At 67.2% G+C, this 15,958-nt stretch carries 16 protein-coding genes; 10 read left to right on the top strand and 6 right to left on the bottom strand.

Translation table 11 applies throughout. The features are described from left to right. Entirely contained in the window at window positions 1-1,638 is a 1,638-nt protein-coding gene (locus WDM86_21990) for an MFS transporter (GenBank protein MEI9992691.1), read from the bottom strand. A 136-nt stretch (window positions 1,639-1,774) separates the two neighbouring features. On the opposite strand from WDM86_21990, the gene WDM86_21985 reads away from it, so the two are divergent. Continuing rightward, window positions 1,775-2,338, top strand: a complete 564-nt coding sequence (locus tag WDM86_21985; GenBank protein MEI9992690.1) for a VOC family protein — start codon at window positions 1,775-1,777, stop codon at window positions 2,336-2,338. Between the two features lie 32 nt (window positions 2,339-2,370). Here WDM86_21985 and WDM86_21980 read toward each other — a convergent pair whose 3' ends face one another. Continuing rightward, entirely contained in the window at window positions 2,371-3,384 is a 1,014-nt protein-coding gene (locus tag WDM86_21980; GenBank protein ID MEI9992689.1) for an aminoglycoside phosphotransferase family protein, read from the bottom strand. A 42-nt stretch (window positions 3,385-3,426) separates the two neighbouring features. Here WDM86_21980 and WDM86_21975 point away from each other — a divergent pair, with 42 nt between their 5' ends. The 3 genes from WDM86_21975 to WDM86_21965 all read left to right on the top strand — a co-directional run bounded on the left by WDM86_21975 (window position 3,427) and on the right by WDM86_21965 (window position 6,845). Further along, entirely contained in the window at window positions 3,427-5,247 is a 1,821-nt protein-coding gene (locus WDM86_21975; protein ID MEI9992688.1) for an acetyl-CoA hydrolase/transferase C-terminal domain-containing protein, read from the top strand. 102 nt (window positions 5,248-5,349) lie between these two features. Beyond that, window positions 5,350-6,108, top strand: coding sequence for a hypothetical protein (locus tag WDM86_21970; protein ID MEI9992687.1), 759 nt, complete (start codon window positions 5,350-5,352; stop codon window positions 6,106-6,108). 11 nt (window positions 6,109-6,119) lie between these two features. Continuing rightward, window positions 6,120-6,845, top strand: a complete 726-nt coding sequence (locus WDM86_21965; protein ID MEI9992686.1) for a DUF5666 domain-containing protein — start codon at window positions 6,120-6,122, stop codon at window positions 6,843-6,845. A gap of 22 nt (window positions 6,846-6,867) precedes the next feature. Here the strand turns inward: WDM86_21965 and WDM86_21960 are convergent, their stop codons facing one another. Together WDM86_21960 and gstA are read right to left on the bottom strand one after the other, a co-directional pair. Next, a complete protein-coding gene (locus WDM86_21960; protein MEI9992685.1) occupies window positions 6,868-7,362 on the bottom strand; it encodes a GFA family protein in 495 nt (164 codons plus the stop codon). Between the two features lie 14 nt (window positions 7,363-7,376). Continuing rightward, window positions 7,377-7,979: a glutathione transferase GstA gene (gene gstA, locus WDM86_21955; protein MEI9992684.1), complete on the bottom strand. Its 603-nt coding sequence runs from the start codon at window positions 7,977-7,979 to the stop codon at window positions 7,377-7,379. A 94-nt stretch (window positions 7,980-8,073) separates the two neighbouring features. Here gstA and WDM86_21950 point away from each other — a divergent pair, with 94 nt between their 5' ends. Further along, window positions 8,074-9,120, top strand: a complete 1,047-nt coding sequence (locus tag WDM86_21950) for a serine hydrolase (protein ID MEI9992683.1) — start codon at window positions 8,074-8,076, stop codon at window positions 9,118-9,120. Here WDM86_21950 and WDM86_21945 read toward each other — a convergent pair whose 3' ends face one another. Both WDM86_21945 and WDM86_21940 read right to left on the bottom strand, forming a co-directional pair. Continuing rightward, window positions 9,121-10,821 (bottom strand): DUF87 domain-containing protein, encoded by a 1,701-nt coding sequence (locus WDM86_21945; GenBank protein ID MEI9992682.1) that lies wholly within the window; start codon window positions 10,819-10,821, stop codon window positions 9,121-9,123. Beyond that, window positions 10,818-11,636 carry an ATP-binding protein gene (locus WDM86_21940; GenBank protein MEI9992681.1) on the bottom strand — a complete coding sequence of 273 codons (819 nt, stop codon included), beginning with the start codon at window positions 11,634-11,636 and terminating at the stop codon, window positions 10,818-10,820. The genes WDM86_21945 and WDM86_21940 overlap by 4 nt, the downstream gene beginning before the upstream one ends. A gap of 295 nt (window positions 11,637-11,931) precedes the next feature. On the opposite strand from WDM86_21940, the gene WDM86_21935 reads away from it, so the two are divergent. From WDM86_21935 to WDM86_21915, 5 genes are read left to right on the top strand one after another with little or no spacing between them, the layout of a single operon-like run. Then, the gene (locus tag WDM86_21935) at window positions 11,932-12,918 is read left to right on the top strand and encodes a D-2-hydroxyacid dehydrogenase family protein (GenBank protein ID MEI9992680.1); all 987 of its coding nucleotides are present in this window, start codon (window positions 11,932-11,934) and stop codon (window positions 12,916-12,918) included. 47 nt (window positions 12,919-12,965) lie between these two features. Beyond that, on the top strand, window positions 12,966-13,535 hold the full coding sequence (locus tag WDM86_21930) for a hypothetical protein (GenBank protein ID MEI9992679.1): 570 nt from the start codon (window positions 12,966-12,968) through the stop codon (window positions 13,533-13,535). Window positions 13,536-13,587: 52 nt separating this feature from the next. Then, entirely contained in the window at window positions 13,588-14,502 is a 915-nt protein-coding gene (locus tag WDM86_21925; protein ID MEI9992678.1) for a LysR family transcriptional regulator, read from the top strand. Continuing rightward, complete coding sequence (locus WDM86_21920; GenBank protein MEI9992677.1) at window positions 14,499-14,744, top strand: hypothetical protein; 246 nt, start codon at window positions 14,499-14,501, stop codon at window positions 14,742-14,744. Before WDM86_21925 ends, WDM86_21920 begins: the two co-directional genes overlap by 4 nt. Continuing rightward, the gene (locus WDM86_21915) at window positions 14,716-15,915 is read left to right on the top strand and encodes an NAD-dependent formate dehydrogenase (GenBank protein ID MEI9992676.1); all 1,200 of its coding nucleotides are present in this window, start codon (window positions 14,716-14,718) and stop codon (window positions 15,913-15,915) included. Before WDM86_21920 ends, WDM86_21915 begins: the two co-directional genes overlap by 29 nt. Window positions 15,916-15,958 lie beyond the last annotated feature (43 nt).

Genomic DNA, 15,958 nt, shown 5'->3' with positions numbered 1-15,958 from the left:
CTATCCCGCGATGTCCCGCCCCTTGGTCTCGGGCAGGAACAGCAGCGTCACGACGAAGCCGATCGCGGCGATGCTCACCGGGTACCACAGCCCGGCATAGAGATTGCCCGTCGCCGCCACGATGGCGAAGGCGATGGGCGGCAGGAAACCGCCGAACCAGCCCACCCCCAGATGATAGGGCAGCGACAGCGCCGAATAGCGGATGCGCGTCGGAAACAGCTCCACCAGCGCCGCCGCCTGCGGGCCGTAAAGCGCGGCCGCCGCGACCACGAAAATCAGCAGCAGTCCGAAGGCCAGCGGGAAATCGACCCGGCGCGAATCCGCCTTCGCCGGATAGCCCGCCGCGGCCAGCAAGGTCTTCACCTCGGCGGCGAAATTCTTCTGCGCCGTCGCCAGCGCGGTGCTCGCCAGCACCGTTCCGTCGATGCTCGACAGAGTCGCCGTGCCGACCCGGATGCGCGCCAGTTCGCCGGGCGGGGTGGCCTCGTTGCGATAGGGCACGCCGAGATTGGCGAGGGTGCTCTTGGCGATGTCGCAGGAGCTGGCGAATTTCGACTGGCCGACAAGGTCGAACTGGAACGAGCAGTCGCCGGGCGCCGCGAACACCGTGACCGGCGCCTTCGCGATGGCCTCGGTCAGGCCGGGATTGACCGCCGCCGCCAGGAGCTGGAAGCCCGGCACGAACGCGACGGCGGCGAGCAGAAGCCCGCCCAGCATCACGGGCTTGCGCCCGACCCGGTCGGACAGCCGCGCGAAGAAGATATGCAGCAGCGCGCTCGCCACCGTCACGCTCAGGATCAGAAGGTTCACCAGGCGCGGCTCGACCTTCATGACACGCTCCAGGAAGAACTGGGTGTAGAACTGCGCCGTGTACCAGACCGCGCCCTGGCCCATCAGCAGGCCGATCAGCACCACGAGCACGATGCGCAGATTGCGCCAGCGCAGGAAGGTCTCCGACAAGGGCGCGCGCGAGGTCGTGCCGGCCTCCTTCAAGGCGCGGAACGCCGGCGACTCGTCGAGCTTCAGCCTGATCCAGATCGAGATCGCGAGCAGGATCGCCGACAGCAGGAACGGCACGCGCCAGCCCCAGGCGGCGAAGGCGTCCTCGCCCATCGCGGTGCGCAGGATGAGAATGACGCAGAGCGCGAGGAACAGGCCCACCGTGGCGGCGACCTGGATCCAGCCCGTCGCCGCGCCGCGCCGGTCGCGCTCGGCATGCTCGGCGACATAGACCGCCGCGCCGCCATATTCGCCGCCGACCGCGAAGCCCTGCAACACGCGCAGCGCGATCAGGAGAAAGGGCGCCAGCCCGCCGATCGCCGCGGTGTCGGGCAGCAGCCCGATGGCGAAAGTGGCGAGGCCCATGATGACGATGGTGAAGAGGAAGGTGCGCTTGCGCCCCGTGCGGTCGCCGAAATAACCGAACACCAGACCGCCGAACGGCCGCACCGCGAAGCCGACCGCGAAGGTCAGGAGCGCGAAGATATAGCCCTTGGTCTCGCCCGCGCCGGCGAAGAAATGCCGGCTGACGATCGACAGCAGCGAGCCGAAAATGAAGAAGTCGTACCACTCGAACACGGTGCCGGCGGCCGATGCCGACAGCACCAGCCCCATGCGCGTGCGGCGCGTTTCGGCCATCGACCAACTCCCCCGGACCGAAAAGAACTAACGGAGCGGAGCCGCCGGCTCAACCTCTAACCGTACCCGGAGCGATTCCGCTTCGTCGGCCGCGCCGGTTTCTGATAGCCTCGCCGGCGGGATCGGGGAGCAGGCCATGGTCAATAAAGAGTTCGATCTGCAGGGCGTCAATCACCTGGCGCTGGTATGCAAGGACATGGCGCGCACCGTCGATTTCTATTCCAACCTGCTCGGCATGCCGCTCATCAAGACCATCGAACTGCCGGGCGGCATGGGACAGCACTTCTTTTTCGATCTCGGCAATGGCGACAGCCTCGCCTTCTTCTGGTTTCCGAGCGCGCCGGACGCCGCGCCCGGTGTGGCCTCGGCCGCGCGGGGCATGATCCCGGGACCCTCCGCCCACGGATCGATGAACCATGTCGCGATCAACGTGCCGGCGGAGCGGATCGACGAATATTACGAAAAGCTCCGCGCCAAGGGCATCAAGGCGAGCCGGGTGATCAACCACGACGAATCGCCGATGCAGGCGAGCCTGGAGCGGACGCCGACGACCTTCGTGCGCTCGATCTATTTCTACGATCCCGACGGCATCGCGCTGGAATTCGCCGCCTGGACCCGCCCCCTCGGCACGGCGGCGGACGTCGCGGTCAAGCCGGCCAAGGCCGAGGACAAGACGCGGTATTTAGAAACGGCGAAATAACTTTCCTCCCCCGCTGTTGCGGGGGAGGAAATTTATCGTTGCGCCGCGATCGGAAAATACGCCTGCGTCAGCATGTCCAGGTCGAGCGGCGGCTCGACGATCATCTGCATCGCGGCGGCGCGGACGAAGGACTTGTCCGCCTCCGTGGTCAGGTATTCCACCGGCGATTTCCCGTCGACGCGGGCAAGGAACAGCATCGGCAGCAGCCGCGCCGTGCGGCGGTCGATCTCGCGCGCCTTCTCCCAACCGACGCCCGCGAGATAGGCGGTCTTCAGCGCCGCGAAGCCTTGCGCGTATGGCGCCGTCCATTGCGGCTGCCACACCGCCTTGAGCAGAAAATGGTTCAGGCAGAAGGCGAGGTCGAAGGCCGGATCGCCGTAGCAGGCGGTCTCCGCGTCCAGGAACACCGGGCCGTGCGGCCCGCACAGGATGTTCTTGGGCGAAATGTCGCCCTGCATCAGCGCGATGCGCGCGGCCGCGATGCGCGCCGCCTCGCCCCGGATCGCGGGCGCCAGGAGCGGATGGCGCTCCGCGGTGAACAGCAGATAGGGCTCCAGCCGCAGCGCCTGGAATTGCGCGCCGTTGTCGAATGCCGCGGCGATGTCGGCGCGGCCGGCGGTTGCGCCATGGATGCGGGCGAGCGCCGCGCCCACCGCGCCCGCGAAGCCGATATCGATGCGGCCCGCCGCCAATTCGCCCTTCCAGACCGGATAGGTTCGCGGCGGCAGGAATTCCATCGCGAACATGTGCCGCGCGCGGTCTTCGCCGACGACCTTGGGCACCCAGCGCGGATCGATCGCGGCCACCAGCCGAATCCAGGCGACTTCGGTCGCGGCGCGTTCCGGCGGCGCGCGCCAGTCCGCCGCCACGTTCAGCTTCTCCAGCGCCCGTTTGACCACGACGGGCGGCCGGCGCTTCACCTCGACGCGCCAGATATCGCAGGAGACGCCGCCGGCCAGCCGCGCCAGGGCGAATTGTTCGCCTTCGGCGAGCAGACCCATGCCGGCCAGCGCCGCGCCGACCTCGACCTGTTCCTTTGCGCTCATAACCTTTTATAACCGCTTCGCCCGCCCCGCACCTAGATGCACATGCCGCAGAAGCTCACCGATCCGGAAGTCCTCGCCGAGGCGATCATCGCCGCGGTCGGCCGCAGAATCGTGCTCGGCCTGCCGCTCGGCCTCGGCAAGGCGAACCATGTCGCCAACGCGCTGTTCCGGCGCGCGGCGAAGGATCCGTCGATCGAATTGCACATCTTCACGGCGCTGACGCTGGAGGCGCCGGTGGCCAAGAGCGAGCTCGAACGCCGGTTCACGGCGCCGATCTCCGAACGCCTGCTCGGCGGCTATCCGCCGCTCGACTACGCGGTGGCGCTGCATTGCGGCAGCTTGCCGCCCAATATCCGGGTCGACGAGTTCTTCTTCCTCGCCGGACGCTGGCTGAGCAACGGCGCGGCGCAGCGCAGCTACATCTCGGCCAATTACACCCATGCCGCCGATTATCTCTTGGCGCGCGGCGTCAACGTCGTCGCCCAGCTCGTCGCCGGACGCGGCGAGCGCTACAGCCTGAGCTGCAATCCCGATCTCACGCTCGACCTGCTTTCGGCGCGCGAGCAAGGCCGCGCGAACTTCCTGCTGGTGGGGCAGGTGAATTCCGAACTGCCCTTCATGCCGGGCGACGGCGATCTTCCGGGCGAGACCTTCAGCCATATTCTCGACGGCAACGACTTTCCGCTGTTCAGCGTGCCCAAGCAGCCGATCGCCACGGCGGAATATGCCAGCGGCATCCATATCGCGCGGCTGATCGCCGACGGCGGCACGCTGCAGATCGGCATCGGCGAGGAGGGCGACGCCGCGGTCCAGGCGATGATCCTGCGCCACCGCGAGACGGAGGCGTTCGGCGAAGCGGTGAACCGGCTCACCGGCGGCGCGCCGCCGCTCGCCATCGAACAGCGTGCGCCCTTCGCGCAAGGGCTTTACGGCCTCAGCGAGATGCTGGTCGACGGCTTCCTCGCGCTGATCGATGCCGGCATCGTCAAGCGCGAAGTCGACGGCGTTTTGGTGCATGGCGGCTTCTTCGTCGGGCCCAACAGCTTCTACCGCCGCCTGCGCGAGATGGCGCCGGACGAGCTCGCGCGCATCCAGATGACGCGCATCTCCTTCACCAACGCGCTTTACGGCGGCGAAGCGGCCAAGCGCGCCGCCCGCGTCAAGGCGCGCTTCGTCAACAGCGCGATGATGGCGACGCTGCTGGGCGCGGTGATCTCCGACGGATTGGAAGACGGGCGCGTGGTCAGCGGCGTCGGCGGCCAGTTCAATTTCGTCGACCAGGCCTTCGCGCTCGAAGGCGCCCGCTCGATCATCGCGATTGCCGCGACGCGGGGCCAGGGCCGGCGCATGCAGTCGAATGTCCGCTGGTCCTACGGCCACACGACGGTCCCGCGCCATCTGCGCGACATCGTGGTCAGCGAATACGGCATCGCCGATCTGCGCGGCAAAAGCGACGCGGATGTCGTGGAACAGATGCTCGCGATCGCGGATTCCCGCTTCCAGGACGAGCTTCTGCGGCGCGCGAAAGACGCCGGCAAGATCGCGCGCGATTACGAAATTCCCGCCGCGCATCGCGACAACCATCCCGGCCGCATCGAGACGGCGCTGGCGCCGCTGCGGGCGCGCGGCCTTTTGCCGGATTATCCGCTCGGCTGCGATTTCACGCCGGTCGAGCGGCGCCTGCTGCCGGCACTCGAACGCCTCAAGGATGCAACGCCGCGCCAATTGATAGGCTTTGCCGCGTCCGGCCTGTCGCCGGCGCCGAACGAAGCCGAGGCGCTGCGGCGCATGGCACTGGAAACGCCCAGGGGACTGGCCGAACGCCTCTATCGCGCGCTGGTGCGCGGCGCGCTCAAGACCTGACCGGACCGTGAGAAACATCACCGCGGCGTGAAGCGCCTTTGCGGTCCGTGCATCGCGCGCGCCGCCGGGCTAGTGTCGCGCCGCAAAACCGGGGAGGAACGCATGTCCCGCCATTGGATGGCCGCCGCTTTTCTGACGGCAACGCTCGCCGCCGCGCCGGCATTCGCGAAAGCACCAGCCGCCGTGACCGCCGCCATCGCCGATCCCGGCCGGCCGGACGCCGACCGGAAGGTCGACGACGAGCGCAAGCCCGCCGAGATGGTCGTCTTCGCCGGCATCCGGCCCGGTAGCCGCGTCATGGACCTGGCGCCCGGCGGCGGCTATTTCACGCGCATCTTCGCGAAAGTGGTGGGCGACAAGGGCTGGGTCTATGCCTTCGTGCCGGCCGAGCTCGATCCGATCCTCGCCAAGCGCTCGCCGGGCGTCGACATCAAGAAGATGTTCGCCGCCTATCCGAATGTCAGCGTGCTGCACGGGCCGATCAACAGCCTGGCCGCGCCGGAATCGCTCGACGTGGTGTGGACGGCGCAGAACTATCACGACTTCCACGATCCGTTCTACGCGCCGGCCGATCTCGCCCTCGTCAACAAGGCGGTGTTCGCCGCGCTGAAGCCGGGCGGGGTTTTCGTCGTGCTCGACCACGCGGCCGCGAACGGCTCGGGCCTGCGCGACACCGACACGCTGCACCGCATCGACGAGGCGGCGGTCAAGCAGGAGGTCGAGGCGGCCGGCTTCAAATTCGCGGGCGAGAGCAACGTGCTGCGCAACCCCAAGGACCCGCGCGACAAGCTCGTCTTCGATCCCTCGATCCGCCATCATACGGACCAATTCATCCTCAAATTCATCAAGCCGAGACACTGACAAGGACCTGGATGCGCGCCCGACTTTTCACGCTCGTTTCGGGCGCTCTTCTATTCCTGGCATCGGCGAGGGCGGACCCGCCGGCGGTTCCCGCCGTTCCCCCCGCGGCACCAGCATCCGCCGCGCCGGTCGCGGCGCAGCGCTATCGCGGCACGCTGGCGGAATTCGACGGGCCGTTCCTGACGTTGACGCTGACCGGCAAGAAGACGGTGACCCTCGGCATGACGGCGGAGACGCGCATCGTCCACAACCGCGCCCTGATGCTGGCCGATCTTCAGGCCGGGACCTATGTCGGCGTCGCGGCGCTCAAGGGCGCCGACGGCAAGCTACGGGCGCAGGGCATCCGCGTCTATCCGGCCGAGATGCGCGGGCAGGGCGAGGGCGCCTATCCCATCGATCCGGCGAACCCGATGCGGCTTCTGATCAACGGCGCGGTCACGTCGGTGGCGCCCGGCGGCATCGGCGGCGTGGTGACCATCGCTTTCCATGGCGCGGCCGCCCAGGCGGGAAGCGAATGCGCCGGCCGCGCGGCGCCGGACGGCTGCAACGGAGCGGCCGCGATCCAGTTCGCGCGCGGCGTGCCGATCATCGCGATCGAGGCCGGCGACACCGCGCAGCTCCTGCCCGGCGCGACGGTCAGCGTTTCGGCGGCGGCCGACGCCAGCGGAACGCTGGTCGCGACGACGGTCACCGTGGAGCGCGACGCGCCGCCGCCGAAGGTCCCGGCCGCGCCTTGAAGGGGCGGGGAACGCCGCCGCGTCAGTCGATCCACAGCCCGCGCTTGCGATGCCAGCCCTCGATCGACTCCCTGGAATATTCCTGGAACTTCTTGTCGCCCGGGCCGATGTCGGGCACCACCCAGCTCGGCTTGTAGCGCAGCATCAGATGCACCTTCGACGGCGGCTTGGGCAGCGCGGTGTCGATCGCCGAGGCGAAGGGATGCACCAGCTCCGGCCAGGCGTCGTCGTACATCCACAGCGCCGTGGCGCATTTGGAACAGAAATTCCGCTGCCCCGAGCTGGTGCGGCAGCTTCCGTCCTCCTCGCGGATCTTCGCGTGATAGACCCGGATCGCCCGCTTGCCCTCCATGTCGAGCGTCGCGAAATCGCCCATGATGTTGATGGCGAAGCCGCCGCCGCCCGCCGTCTTGCGGCAGATCGAGCAATAACAGAGCTGATAGGGATGGGGCGTATGGCTTTGCAGGCGGAACGTCACCGCGCGGCAATGGCACGAGCCTTCGAGAAGTTTCGGCACGGGAGTCTCCTGTCTTACGCCGTCAGTCCCTCGGCCTTCAGTGCCCGGTGCACGGCGGGACGCGCGGTGACGCGGGTGCGGAAATCGGCGACGTTCCGCGGCACCTCGATCTTCTGGAAGATCGACCAGCTTGTCATCACGAAGAAATAGGCGTCCGCGACGGTGAAGGTCTCGCCGGTCAGATAGCTCTGGTCGCCCAGCGCCGCCCCGGCGAAGGCGAAGTGCTTGGCGAGTTTCGCGCGCGACTCCGCCTTGACCTCGGCCAAGGCCGCGGGGTCGAACAGCGGCGAGAAGCTCTTGTGCATCTCCGAATTGACGAAGCTCAGCCATTCGATCACGCGATAGCGCGCGACGTCGCCGACCGGCGGCAACAGCCCTGCCTCGGGCTTGAGATCGGCGAGGTACTGCACGATCGCCGGGCCTTCGCTCAGCAGCGTGCCGTCGTCGAGCAGCAGCGCCGGCACATAGCCCTTGGGCGAGATGGCATGGAAGTCCGCGCCCGACGCGGTCCTATGCGTCTTGATGTCGACCCTCTCATATTCGAGCGCGATCCCCGCCTCCTCCGCCACGATGTGCGGCGACAGCGAACAGGTCCCGCGCGCGAAATAAAGCTTCATGACGGCCTCCGACGGAACGGGCGGACTGTGCTTCGGGACGGCGGCGCGATCAACCCGACTTTACGGCCGTTGCGCGGGTGCCTAGGGTCTTCACATGACCGATCTCGTATCTCTTCCGCCGCAGCCCGCCGGCACGCCCTGGCCGACGCGGGATTGGCCGACCGGCGATGTTCCCGCCTCCGCCGACCGGACGCGCCTGCACCAACTCGCCGACTATGCCTTCGCGTCCATCCTGCCCGACGATCTACGCGAGACCCATGCGCTGGTCGTGATCCATCGCGGCCGCCTTGTATTCGAGCGCTATGGCGCCGGCGTGACCGCCACCGACACGCTGCCGTCCTGGTCGGTCGCCAAGAGCATCACCCAGGCCCTTATGGGCCTTGTGGTGAAGGACGGCCTGGCCGACATCACCGCGCCGGCCGCCGTGCCGGAATGGCGGGAGCCCGGCGATCCGCGCCGCGCGATCACGCTCGATCAGATGCTGCGCATGTCCGACGGGCTCGCCTTTCTCGAAGTCTACACGCCGGACGGGCCGTCGGACACGGTCGCGATGCTGTTCGGCGAGGGCAGGGACGACGTCGCGCATTACGCCGCGCAGAAGCCGCTGGCGCACGCGCCGGGCACGTTCTGGTCCTATTCCAGCGGCACAGCGAATCTGGTGGCGCGCGCCGCCTCGATCGCGACGGGCAAGTTCGGCGCCGACTTCGAGGCTTACATGCGCGCGCGATTGTTCGCGCCGCTCGGCATGGCCTCGCCTGTGCCGAAATTCGACGCGGCGGGCACCTTCATCGGCTCGTCCTATTGCTTTGCGACGGCGCGCGACTTCGCGCGTTTCGGCCTGCTTTATCTGCGCGACGGCGTCTGGGATGGCGTGCGATTGTTGCCGGAAGGCTGGGTCGATTACGCCCGCACGCCGACCTCGCAGGAGTCGATCGAGACCGGCCGCTATGGCGCGCATTGGTGGCTCGACATCGCCGGCCCGGGCAGCTTCTCGGCGAACGGCTTTCAGGGGCAGTTCATCGTGGTGGTGCCGGATCGCGATCTCGTCATCGTGCGCCTCGGCGCCACGCAAGAGGACACGATCGAGAGCGTCAAGCAATGGATCAAGGCGATCGCGGAATGCTTTCCGCGGACCGCCTGACTATTCCCGCTCGCGCCCGCCCTGGCGCCAGCGCGTGACGATGGCGTCGAGCGAGGCGCGCTCCAGCTTCTGGCCCTTCCACGATTTGGAGAAGCCGGCGTTCATGTTCTTCGGGACATTGCCGCGGCCCAGCACGTCGAACTTGATGCGCATCGGCATCGACACGCCCTGGCCGAGCACGATGGCCTCGCGGTCGCCGAGCAGCGGCAGGAAATCGAGCAGATCGATCATGCCCTCATAGGTGTTGGCGCGGATCACCTGCTGGTCGCGCTCGCTGGAAAGGCGCATGGCGACTGCGGTGCCGCATTGCGACAGGATGTTGGGATCGAGGTCGGACGGCCGCTGCGTCACCAGCGCCAGCGACAGCGAGTATTTGCGTCCCTCCTTGGCGATGCGCCCCAGTTCGCGCCGCGTCGGCACGAAGGTCACGTCCTTGTCCGAGGCCGGGGCGTAGCGATGCGCCTCCTCGCAGACCAGCAGCATCGGCACCGCGCCGTTGCTCCAGACGGCGAGGTCGAAGGCAAGCCGCGAGATCACCGAGATGATGACGTCGAGGATTTCCGGCGGCGCGGTGGAAAGGTCCACCACGGTGATCGGCCGCCCCTCGTTCGGGATGCGGAACAGCCGGCTCAGCACGTCGGTCATCGTGTCCTGGATGGTCAGGCTGCCGAACATGAAATTGTAGCGCTGGTCGGCGACCAGGCTCTCGATCTGGGTCTTCAGCCGGCGATAGGGCAGCGTCATATGCGTGCGTTCCAGCTTGCCCAGCCGGTCGTCGATATAGGCGGTCACGTCGGAGAGGCGGAACGGCGTCGGCGTGTCGACGCTGATGACCGCGGACATTTCCTGCGGCCGGCGCGCGCGGCCCGCCGCGGCTTCCGAATAGCGCCGCTTGGCGTAGACCACCGCCTCGCTCAGGATCTCGATCTCGGCGTCGTGGTGCTGGTCCTTGGAGGTCAGCGCCGCCGACAATTCGGTGAAGTTGAGCAGCCAGAAGGGCAGGTTGAAATTGTTCAGCGTGACCCGCTCCACCATGCCCTCGAAGGCGGTGGCATATTCGTTGTGCACGTCCAGGATCACGACATGGGCGCCGGAATGCTCGTAGAGCAGCCGCTGCAGGATCGCGGTGAGCGCGCAGGACTTGCCCGAGCCGGTCGAGCCCACCACGATGAAATGCTTGGCGAGCAGATCGTCGGTCAGGAGCCGCGCCGGCACGCTCGGGTCCTGGAACAGGGTGCCGACCTTGACGCTGGCGACCGCCGGCGGGGCGTAGACGCGGGTCAGGTCGTGGCGGTCGGCGAACAGCACCGGATCGCCGATCGAGGGAAGCTGCGTCACGCCGCGCTTGAAGGTCAGGCGCTTGGAAGTGTCGTCGACCGCCACTTCGCCGGCGAGATTGATCTCGATGAGGCCGGTCTCCTCGGGGCCGTCGGCGTTGGGCATCGGCGCGGTCATCGCCGAGACCAGTCCCATCACGGCGGAAGCGGGCGTCACGATCTTCACCAGCGCGCCGATCTGCACGCGCGGATCCTTGGCCGCGACCGCGCCCTTGGCCCGGTGCTCCAGCACCGCGATGCAGTGCGAGCCGGCGACCGACACGACATGGGCGATCTGCACCGGCGGGCTGGCCGGCACGCCGCGGCGTTCCTTGGGCAGGGCCGCGCTGGCGGGCGGTGCCGGCGGACGGAAGACCTGGTTCATGACGCGGCGCTCCGTGGCAGGCTGAAGAGGACGGTGGTGCCCTGGCCGGGCTTGCTCTCGATGAAGATGTCGCCGCCGTGCTGGCGCGCCAGTCCGCGCGCGATGGGAAGGCCGAGGCCGGCCCCTTCCTGGGTGCGCGACAGATGGCCCTGGACCTGGCCGAAGGGCTTGAGCGCGACGGCGATCTGGTCGGGGGACATGCCGACGCCGGTATCGGCCACGGCGATGGTCGCGCCGCCATCGGGATTGGCGCGCGCCACCAGGACGATGCGGCCGCGCTCCGGCGTGAATTTGCTGGCGTTGGAAAGCAGGTTCACCAGCACCTGCCGGATGCGCTTGGAATCGACCGTCAGCATCGGCAGGTCGCGCGGCACGCGCACGTCCAGCGCCTGGTGCTTTTGCGCGATCGCCTCGCGCATCGTCTCGGCGGCGGCGTCCACGATGTCGCCCAGATCGGCCGGCTGGCGGTTGAGCACGAAGCTGCCGCTCTCGATCTTGGAGATGTCTAGGATGTCGGACACGACCTCGAGCAGCCGGCGCCCCGATTTGGCGATGTGCTGGGCGTATTCGGCGCTTCTGGGGTCCTTCTGCGACACGATCACGTCGGAGAAGCCGATGATCGAATTGAGCGGCGTGCGCAGCTCGTGGCTCATCGTGGCGAGGAAGGCGGATTTGGTGCGGTTGGCGAGTTCGGATTCGGCGCGCGCGGCCTTCATCGCCTGTTCGTGCCGCTTGCGCATCGTCATCTCGCCGAGAGATTCCGCGTATCGCGACAGAAGCGATTCCCGAAGCGCGATCTTGCGCTGGCGTTGCATGCGTGCACCCCGACTGAAGGGCCGAGGATAGGGGGCGATACTTTCACTCCCGGTTAACGACGGTTCCCGTTCCAGGGTAAACGGCCGTTAACGCTCCGGCCGTGCCGAGCTTCCCGCAGCGATGTTCGGGTCACGAGGGTAGATGGATCGACGTTCATGCGGCGATGCTCGCCACGCCGCTGGCCGGCGTCAACACGGCGCGATGGAACAGCCACCGAAGAGGCCCGGATGGCATGGGCGTTCGCTTGCGTGGTAGCATCCAATTCGTCCGCGTCGTTGAACACCGGGAGACCGCATGCCCAAAGTGGCGATACTCGACGACTATGCCGGCGTCGCGCTCGACCTCGCCGACTGGTCGCCCGTGCGGAGCAGGGCGGACGTCACGGCTTTCGACCGTCATCTCACCGAGGACGAGGCCGTGGAGGCGCTGCAAGCGTTCGACGCGGTCTGCACCCTGCGCGAGCGCATGGCTTTTCCGCGCACGCTGATCGAGCGGCTGCCGAAACTGAAACTGATCACCATCGTCGGCATGAGCCTGACGAACCTGGACATGGCGGCCGCCGGCGAACGGGGCATCCTTGTGGTCCATCCCAACTTCGCCAACCCCAGATTCGCCGCTGCCGGCAACGGCACCCCGGAACTGGCTTGGGGGTTGATGATCGCGACGGTGCGCAACCTGGCCGAAGAACATCGGCGCATGCGCGAGGGCGGGTGGCAGACCACCACCGGCATGACCTTGCACGGCAAGACGCTCGGCCTTCTCGGCCTCGGCCGGATCGGCAAACGCATGGCCGAATACGCGAAAGTGTTCGGGATGGAGGTCATCGCCTGGAGCCAGAATCTGACCGACGAGGCCGCGGCGGCGGTTGGCGTGCGCCGGGTCGAGAAAACGGCTCTCTTTGCGGAAGCGGATGTGGTCTCCATCCATCTGGTGCTGTCGGAGCGCACGCGAGGTCTCGTCACCGAATCCGAACTGGCGCTGATGAAGCCGAGCGCCTATCTGATCAACACGTCCCGAGGCCCGATCGTCGACGAAGCGGCTCTGATCGCCGCGCTCGGGGCCGGACAGATCGCCGGAGCGGGACTGGATGTCTACGACGCCGAACCGCTGCCGGCCGATCATCCGTTGCGGTTCCTGCCGAACGTGACGCTGTCTCCCCACCTTGGATACGTCACCCGCGAATTGCTGGGCGCGGTCTATTCCGACGCGGTGGAAGCCGTGGCGGCGTGGCTGGATGGAAAGCCCGTGCGGATCGTGAACCGCGAGGCGCTGCGGCGTTAGACTTCGCCGGGAAAGCATCTGGATCGGACCCGTCACGGCAGGCTTGCATGTTCGCGCGGACCGCCGCGCATCGCCCGCCGAGACGGCAGGCGAAGCAGCTCGCCGGTCCTCGCCGTCTCGCCGATGAGCGCCCGCAACGAAGCCACCGCCACCGGACCGATATGCGGCAGCGAGAGAAGGCTGCGATCCGACCATTCGGCGGCATCGTCCAGCGTGAAAATGCCGGCGCGCTTCAGCGCGGTGACCGCGCGTTTCGGCAGGTTCAGTCCCCCAAGCGCGCATTCCTTGCGAGGGCCGTCTCATGGCACCACCGTCTTCGAACCCCATTGCCGACCGCCGGATCAGCGGCCGATCGGAATCAGCTTGTCGCGGTAATATTTCGCGTCGGCGGGTTGCGTGCCGCTTACCAGCCCTTTCTGGGCCTCCATCGCCAGATGGGCGAGCAGCCCCGGCATCTGCCAGCCGGCCTGGCGGTGCAGGCTATCCAGAACCGCATTGACGCCTTGCTGATCGACAGCGCCGTGGCGCGCGTTCTGGCCTGGACGGCGCTCGCCGTGCCGCTCGGCATGGCGATCCGATGCCTGCGCGGCGCCTTCCGGATCGCCACATCGGCTTGAGGTCGATGGCCGAGGCCGCCCGGCTTGAAAACCCTGCTATAACCATCCGGCCATGCTTGTCCGCCATCTTGCCTATTTCGTGACCCTGGCGCGGGAGCGCCACTTCGCGCGCGCCGCGGAGGCCAGCAACGTGGCGCAGCCGACGCTGTCCGCCGCGATCCGCAAGCTGGAAGAGGACCTCGAGGCCCGCCTCGTGATCCGCAATCACCACTTCGTCGGATTGACGCCGGAGGGCGAGCGGGTGCTCGCCTGGGGCCGGCAGATTCTCACCGACTACAACAGCCTGCGCGACGACCTCTCGCGCCTGCGCAAGGGCATGGTCGGCACGCTGCGGCTCGGCGTCATCCCGGCCGCCATGCCCTCGGTGTCGTTCGTCACGGCGAAGTTCTGCAAGGACCATCCGGCCGCGGACGTCGAAATCCAGTCGCTGAACTCGCGCACCATCCAGCGCGGCCTCGACGCATTCGAGCTCGACGGCGGCATCACCTATCTGGAGAACGAGCCGCTGGAGAATGTCCGCCGCATTCCGCTTTACCGCGAGCATTACGTGTTCGTGACGCGGCGCGAGCATCCGCTGGCGGCGCGCCGCACCGTCACCTGGACCGAGGCCGCCGCCGAGAAGCTCTGCCTTCTCAGCGAGGACATGCAGAACCGGCGCATCATCACCAATCTTCTCGCCTCCATCGGCGTGGCGATAACGCCGCCGATCGTCAGCAATTCCTTTCTCGGCATCTATTCGCACCTCCAGCACGGCGAATGGTCGAGCATCGTGCCGCACACCTTCTCCTACATGTTCGGCGGCATGCGCGATCTGGTGGCCATCGACCTGGTCGAGCCGGTGCACACGCAAGCCATCGGGCTGGTGCTCTCCAACCGGGAGCCGCCGTCGCCGATGTCGAACGCGCTGCTCGCCACGGTGCTGGAAGGCGATCTCGGCTTCACCTTCTCGCAACCGCGAGAAGCTTGATCGGATTCGCCTATCAGGCGTTCCAAAGCTTTCATTGGATGCTGCAACGCACGCAGGACCAGTATCGCCGCGTTCGATGCGAGACGAAGGCGCGCCAAGCGCACGCTTCCTTCGAACGAGGAAACGATCCGGCGCGCGACACTTCGATGACAATCCCCAAGACCGCCATGGACGTTCCTCTTCCGCAAAATTCGAAGCATGAGGAATATCCCAATGGCGAAGGTTGTTTGCGTTCTCTATGACGATCCGGTCACCGGCTATCCCAAATCCTATGCGCGGGACGGCCTGCCGAAGATAGACGGCTATCCCGGCGGGCAGACGCTGCCGACCCCCGAAGCGATCGATTTCAAGCCGGGCACGCTGCTGGGCAGCGTGTCGGGCGAGCTGGGTCTGCGCAAATATCTCGAATCCCACGGCCACAAATTCGTCGTGACCTCCGACAAGGACGGCCCGGACTCGGTGTTCGAGCGCGAGCTGGTCGATGCCGACATCGTGATCTCGCAGCCCTTCTGGCCGGCCTATCTGACCGCCGAGCGCATCGCCAAGGCCAAGAACCTGAAGCTCGCGATCACCGCCGGCATCGGGTCCGACCACGTCGATCTGAAGGCCGCGAGCGAGCGCGGCATCTCGGTCGTCGAGGTGACCTATTGCAACTCGATCAGCGTCTCCGAGCATGTCGTGATGATGATCCTCGGGCTGGTGCGCAACTACATCCCCTCCTATCAGTGGGTGGTGAAGGGCGGCTGGAACATCGCCGACTGCGTGGCACGCTCCTATGACGTCGAAGGCATGCATGTCGGCACCGTGGCCGCCGGCCGCATCGGCCTGGCCGTGCTGAAGCGGCTTAAGCCCTTCGACATGCACCTGCACTATTACGACCGCCATCGCCTGCCGGATGCGGTCGAGAAGGAACTGGGCCTGACCTGGCATCCCAATGTCGAGGACATGGTGAAGGTGTGCGACGTCGTCACCATCAACGCGCCGCTGCATCCCGAGACCGAGGGCCTGTTCAACGACAAGCTGCTGTCGAAGATGAAGCGCGGCGCCTATCTGGTGAACACGGCACGCGGCAAGATCTGCGACCGCGACGCCATCGTGCGCGCATTGGAAAGCGGCCAGCTCGCCGGCTATGCGGGCGACGTCTGGTTCCCGCAGCCGGCGCCCAAGGATCATCCGTGGCGGACCATGCCGCATCACGGTATGACGCCGCATATCTCCGGCACCTCGCTGTCGGCGCAGGCACGCTACGCGGCGGGCACGCGCGAGATCCTGGAATGCTTCTTCGAGGGTCGTCCGATCCGCGATGAGTACCTGATCGTTCAGGGCGGCAAGCTCGCGGGCACCGGCGCGCATTCCTACAGCGAAGGCGACGCCACCAAGGGTTCCGAAGAAGCCGCCAAGTTCAAACGATAAAAACGCAAGGGAGGGGCCGGCACGCGCCGGCCCTTCTCGTTTT

The sequence above is a fragment of the Rhizomicrobium sp. genome (genome assembly GCA_037200045.1).
Lineage (GTDB): Bacteria > Pseudomonadota > Alphaproteobacteria > Micropepsales > Micropepsaceae > Rhizomicrobium.
The sequence above is the reverse complement of the archived record's forward strand: the minus strand, read 5'-3'. Positions and strand labels throughout refer to the sequence as shown.